Genomic DNA, 3934 nt, shown 5'->3' on the forward strand with positions numbered 1-3934 from the left:
TGCTGGTGGCCGTGCCGGTGGGCGCGGACCCTTCTTTCGACATCGACGCCGCGCGCCAGGCGCTCGCGGCCGACCGCATCGAGGTCCTGGGCTATGTCCACGCCGCAGATTGACAAGTACGTCCAGGCCTTCTTCCAGACGCTGCTGATGGTGGGCATCTCGGCCTTCATCGCGATCGTGCTGGGGCTGGTGCTCGCGGTGGTGCTCACGGTGACGGCGCCGCGCAACCTCTATCCGCGGCCGCGCTTCCACAGGGCGCTGTCGATCGCGGTGAACGTCTGCCGCGCGATCCCTTTCATCATCCTGCTGATCGCGCTGCTGCCGGTCACGCGCTTCCTGGTCGGCACCACGCTCGGCACCTGGGCCGCGGTGGTGCCGCTGGCGGCCAACCTGATCCCGTTCTATGCGCGCATCGCGCAGGTCAGCCTCAACGACGTCGACGCCGGCCTGGTCGAGGCCGCGCGCGCCATGGGCTGCCGGCGCTGGCACATCGTGCGCCACGTGCTGCTGCCCGAGGCGCTGCCCGGGATCATCGGCGGCATGACGGTCAGCGTGATCGCGATGGTCAATGCCTCGGCCATGGCGGGCGCGGTGGGCGCGGGCGGCCTCGGCGACCTGGCGATCCGCTACGGTTACGAGCGCTACGAGACGCGCGTGATGTTCGAGGTGATCGTGATCCTGATCGCGCTGGTGTCGGTGATCCAGTTCGTCGGCGAGTGGCTGGCGCGGTGCGTCGACCACCGGCGCTGAACGCGCGGCGCATATCCATGCTCCGGAATGTTCTAAGCGAACGGGGTCCGGCTCGGCATCATGCGTGCAGCCGCCGCGGCAGGCGTCGCCGTTCTCCGATCCCGCGTTCCGGCCCGCCCCCGCCTTCCGCTTCCTCTTCTCCACCGCAGGCCGCCATCCCGTGTCCTCTTCTTCCGCTCCCCAGGGCACGCCATCGGCGGCCGATCCCTTCGCCGAGGACTTCGGCGTCTTCACCGAACCGGTGCTCGCGCTCGCCAACACCCTGGCCGCCAGCGCCGCCGAACGCGACCGCGCGGGCGGCACGGCACTGGCCGAACGCGCGCTGCTGCGCCGCAGCGGCCTGCTCACGCTCGCGATCCCCGCGGCCCATGGCGGCCAGCAGGCGGCCTGGCCGCTGATCTTCCGCATCCTGCGCCGGCTCGCGCAGGCCGACAGCTCGCTCGCGCACCTGTTCGGCTTCCAGCACCTGCAGGTGGCGAGCGTGCTGCTGTTCGGTTCCGAGGCGCAGCAGGCGCGCTTCCTCGGCGAGGCGGTGGAGAAGCGCTGGTTCTGGGGCAACGCCGTGAATGCGCGCGACACCCGGCTGCAGGCGGCGCGCACCGACGACGGCATCGAGATCGACGGCGTGAAGGGCTTCTGCTCGGGCGCCCCGGACTCCGACGTGCTCAACGTCTCGGTGGTGCTCGGCCCCGAGCCCACCGACCGGCTGTTCGCCGTGGTGCCGACCTCGCGCGCGGGCATCACGGTGCTCGGCGACTGGGACAACATGGGCCAGCGACAGACCGACAGCGGCAACGTCGAGTTCCGGCGCGTGCGCATCGCGCACGACGAGATCCTCGGCCCGCCCGGCGTGGCCTCGAGCCCGCGCGCCACGCTGCGCAACCTGATCGGCCAGATCGTGCTGACCGAGATCTACCTCGGCAATGCCTTCGGCGCATTGCGCGCGGCCATCGAGCACCTGCGCGCCCACACCCAGCCCTGGCCCATGGCCGGCGTGGAGCGCGCCGAGGACGACCGGCTGCTGCAGCTGCGCGCGGGCGAGATGTGGTCGGCGCTGCAGGCCGCCACCGCGCTGTCGAACCAGACCAACGAACGCTTCCAGCAGGCCTGGGAGCAGGGCTTCGCGCTCAAGGCAGACAGCCGCGGGGCGCTCGCGATCGACGTGGCCGCGGCGCGCACGCAGGCCGCGCGCACGGCGCTGCACGTCACCTCGCAGATCTTCGAGCTGGTGGGCGCGCGCGGCACCGCCTCGAAGCACAACCTCGACCGCTACTGGCGCAACGTGCGCGTGCACACGCTGCACGACCCGCTCGACTACCGGCACCAGGGCATCGGCGCCTGGCTGCTCGCGGGGGACGTGCCCAATCCCTACGGCTATGGCTGACAAGGCTTGTGAGCCCTCGCGTTCCGTTTTCTTCTTTCTCCCTTCGATCCCATGAGCTCCTCGCATCCCATCGACCGCCGCCGCTTCGGCCTCGGTCTCGCCGCCCTCGCCGGTACCGCCGGCCTGTCCCTGCCGCTGCGCGCGCAATCGCTCGAGAAGATCGTGGTCGCCGAGAGCCAGGGCTTCAGCTGGGCCATTCCCTACCTGGTGTCGAGCCGCAACCTCTGGAAGAACCACGGCATCGAGGCCACCACGCTGCAGTTCACCTCGGGCCGGCTGGCCTTCGACGCGGCCGTGGCCGGCAAGGCCCAGTTCGCGACCGCCACCGACAGCGTGATCGGCCTGGCCGGCGCGAACGGCGTGCGCGCGGTGATCGTGGCCGAGTTCAGCCGCCTCTCGAGCGGCATGGTGGTGGCGGCGCGCAGCGACCGCGGCATCGCGACCGGCGCGCAGCTCAAGGGCAAGCGTGTGGCGACCACGGTCGGCACCAGCGGCCACTACTTCCTGAGCCGCTTCCTCTCGCTGCATGGCCTCGCGCTCAAGGACGTGACGCTGGTCAACCTGCGCGGCCCCGATGCCGTGACCGCCATCGCCAAGGGCGACATCGACGCCTTCGCCTGGGGCTGGGACGCGGGCCAGAAGGCCATCGCGGACAGCGGCGGCAAGGTCAAGGTGCTCGACGACACGGGGCTGGAGAAGGTGTTCCTGAGCCACTACGTGCTGACCGCGAGCGAATCGCTGGTGCAGTCGCGGCCCAAGCTGGTGGAGGCCGCGGTGCGCAGCCTGCTCGATGCCGAGGCCTTCTACCGTGCCCAGACCGCCGAGGCGATCGCGCTCGTGGCCGAGCGCACCAAGGCCACGGTCGAGACGACGAAGGCCGGGCTCGAGACCGTCTCGGTCGGCGTGCGGCTCGACGAGCGGCTGCTCGACGACCTCGTGCTCAACGCGCAGTGGGCCGTCGAGGCCGGCCTCGCGACGCCGCCGAAGGAGGACCTGCGCGCGCTCTACCGCAAGCTGATCTATGCCGATGCGCTGAAGGCCGCGGCGCCCGACCGCGTGCGCCTGGGCTGAGGCCATGGGCGCGAACGACACGGCCCCGCGCGCGATCGTCAGCGTGCGCGATGCGTCCAAGCTCTACGCCTCGTCGAACGGCGAGCTGAACTGGGCCATGACCGACGTGAACCTCGACATCGGCGAGGGCGAGTTCGTCTGCGCCATCGGCCCGAGCGGCTGCGGCAAGACCACGCTGCTCAATGCGATCGCGGGTTTCGTCGAGCCCACCACCGGCAGCGTGACGGCCGGCGGCCAGCCCGTGACCGGGCCCGGTGCCGACCGCGGCGTGGTGTTCCAGGAGTACGCGCTGTTCCCCTGGCTCAATGCGCGGCGCAACGTGGAGTTCGGCCTCAAGATGCTGGGCCTGGGCGCCGCGGAGCGCCGCGCGCGCGCCGAGGAGCTGCTCGCGCTCATGGGCCTGTCGCATGCGGCGCGGCGCTATCCCTTCGAGCTCTCGGGCGGCATGCGCCAGCGCGTGGCGGTGGCGCGCGCGCTCGCCACGCGGCCGAAGGTGCTGCTGATGGACGAGCCCTTCGCGGCCATCGACGCGCTCACGCGCGCGAGCCTGCAGCGCGAGCTGCTGCGGCTGTGGCGCGAGCTCGGGCTGTCGGTGTTCTTCATCACCCACAACATCGAGGAGGCGGTGTTCCTCGCGCAGCGCGTGGTGGTGATGAGTCCGCACCCGGGGCGCATCCGCGAGATCGTCGAGGTCGACCTGCCGTATCCGCGCGAGCGCGCCGACCCGGC

The 3934-nt window shown here is 71.4% G+C and carries 4 protein-coding genes; all 4 read left to right on the forward strand.

Annotation, left to right across the window (positions count from 1 at the left end; genetic code table 11):
* Nucleotides 1–93: 93 nt before the first annotated feature.
* A complete protein-coding gene (locus AC27VN_RS35060; RefSeq protein ID WP_490879589.1) occupies nucleotides 94–750 on the forward strand; it encodes a methionine ABC transporter permease in 657 nt (218 codons plus the stop codon).
* Between the two features lie 160 nt (nucleotides 751–910).
* A complete protein-coding gene (locus AC27VN_RS35065) occupies nucleotides 911–2134 on the forward strand; it encodes an acyl-CoA dehydrogenase family protein (protein ID WP_490879590.1) in 1224 nt (407 codons plus the stop codon).
* Between the two features lie 51 nt (nucleotides 2135–2185).
* Nucleotides 2186–3205 carry an ABC transporter substrate-binding protein gene (locus AC27VN_RS35070; RefSeq protein ID WP_422098913.1) on the forward strand — a complete coding sequence of 340 codons (1020 nt, stop codon included), beginning with the start codon at nucleotides 2186–2188 and terminating at the stop codon, nucleotides 3203–3205.
* A gap of 4 nt (nucleotides 3206–3209) precedes the next feature.
* The coding region (locus tag AC27VN_RS35075; RefSeq protein WP_490879591.1) for an ABC transporter ATP-binding protein at nucleotides 3210–3934 on the forward strand (725 nt) is incomplete at its 3' end.

The sequence above is a fragment of the Variovorax sp. 20P10.2.4 genome (genome assembly GCF_058244205.1).

What these genes read in the sequence shown, in the direction of transcription:
- AC27VN_RS35060 (WP_490879589.1), top strand. Translation starts at nt 94, where the DNA reads ATGTCCACGCCGCAGATTGACAAGTACGTCCAGGCCTTCTTCCAGACG.
- AC27VN_RS35070 (WP_422098913.1), top strand. Translation starts at nt 2,186, where the DNA reads ATGAGCTCCTCGCATCCCATCGACCGCCGCCGCTTCGGCCTCGGTCTC.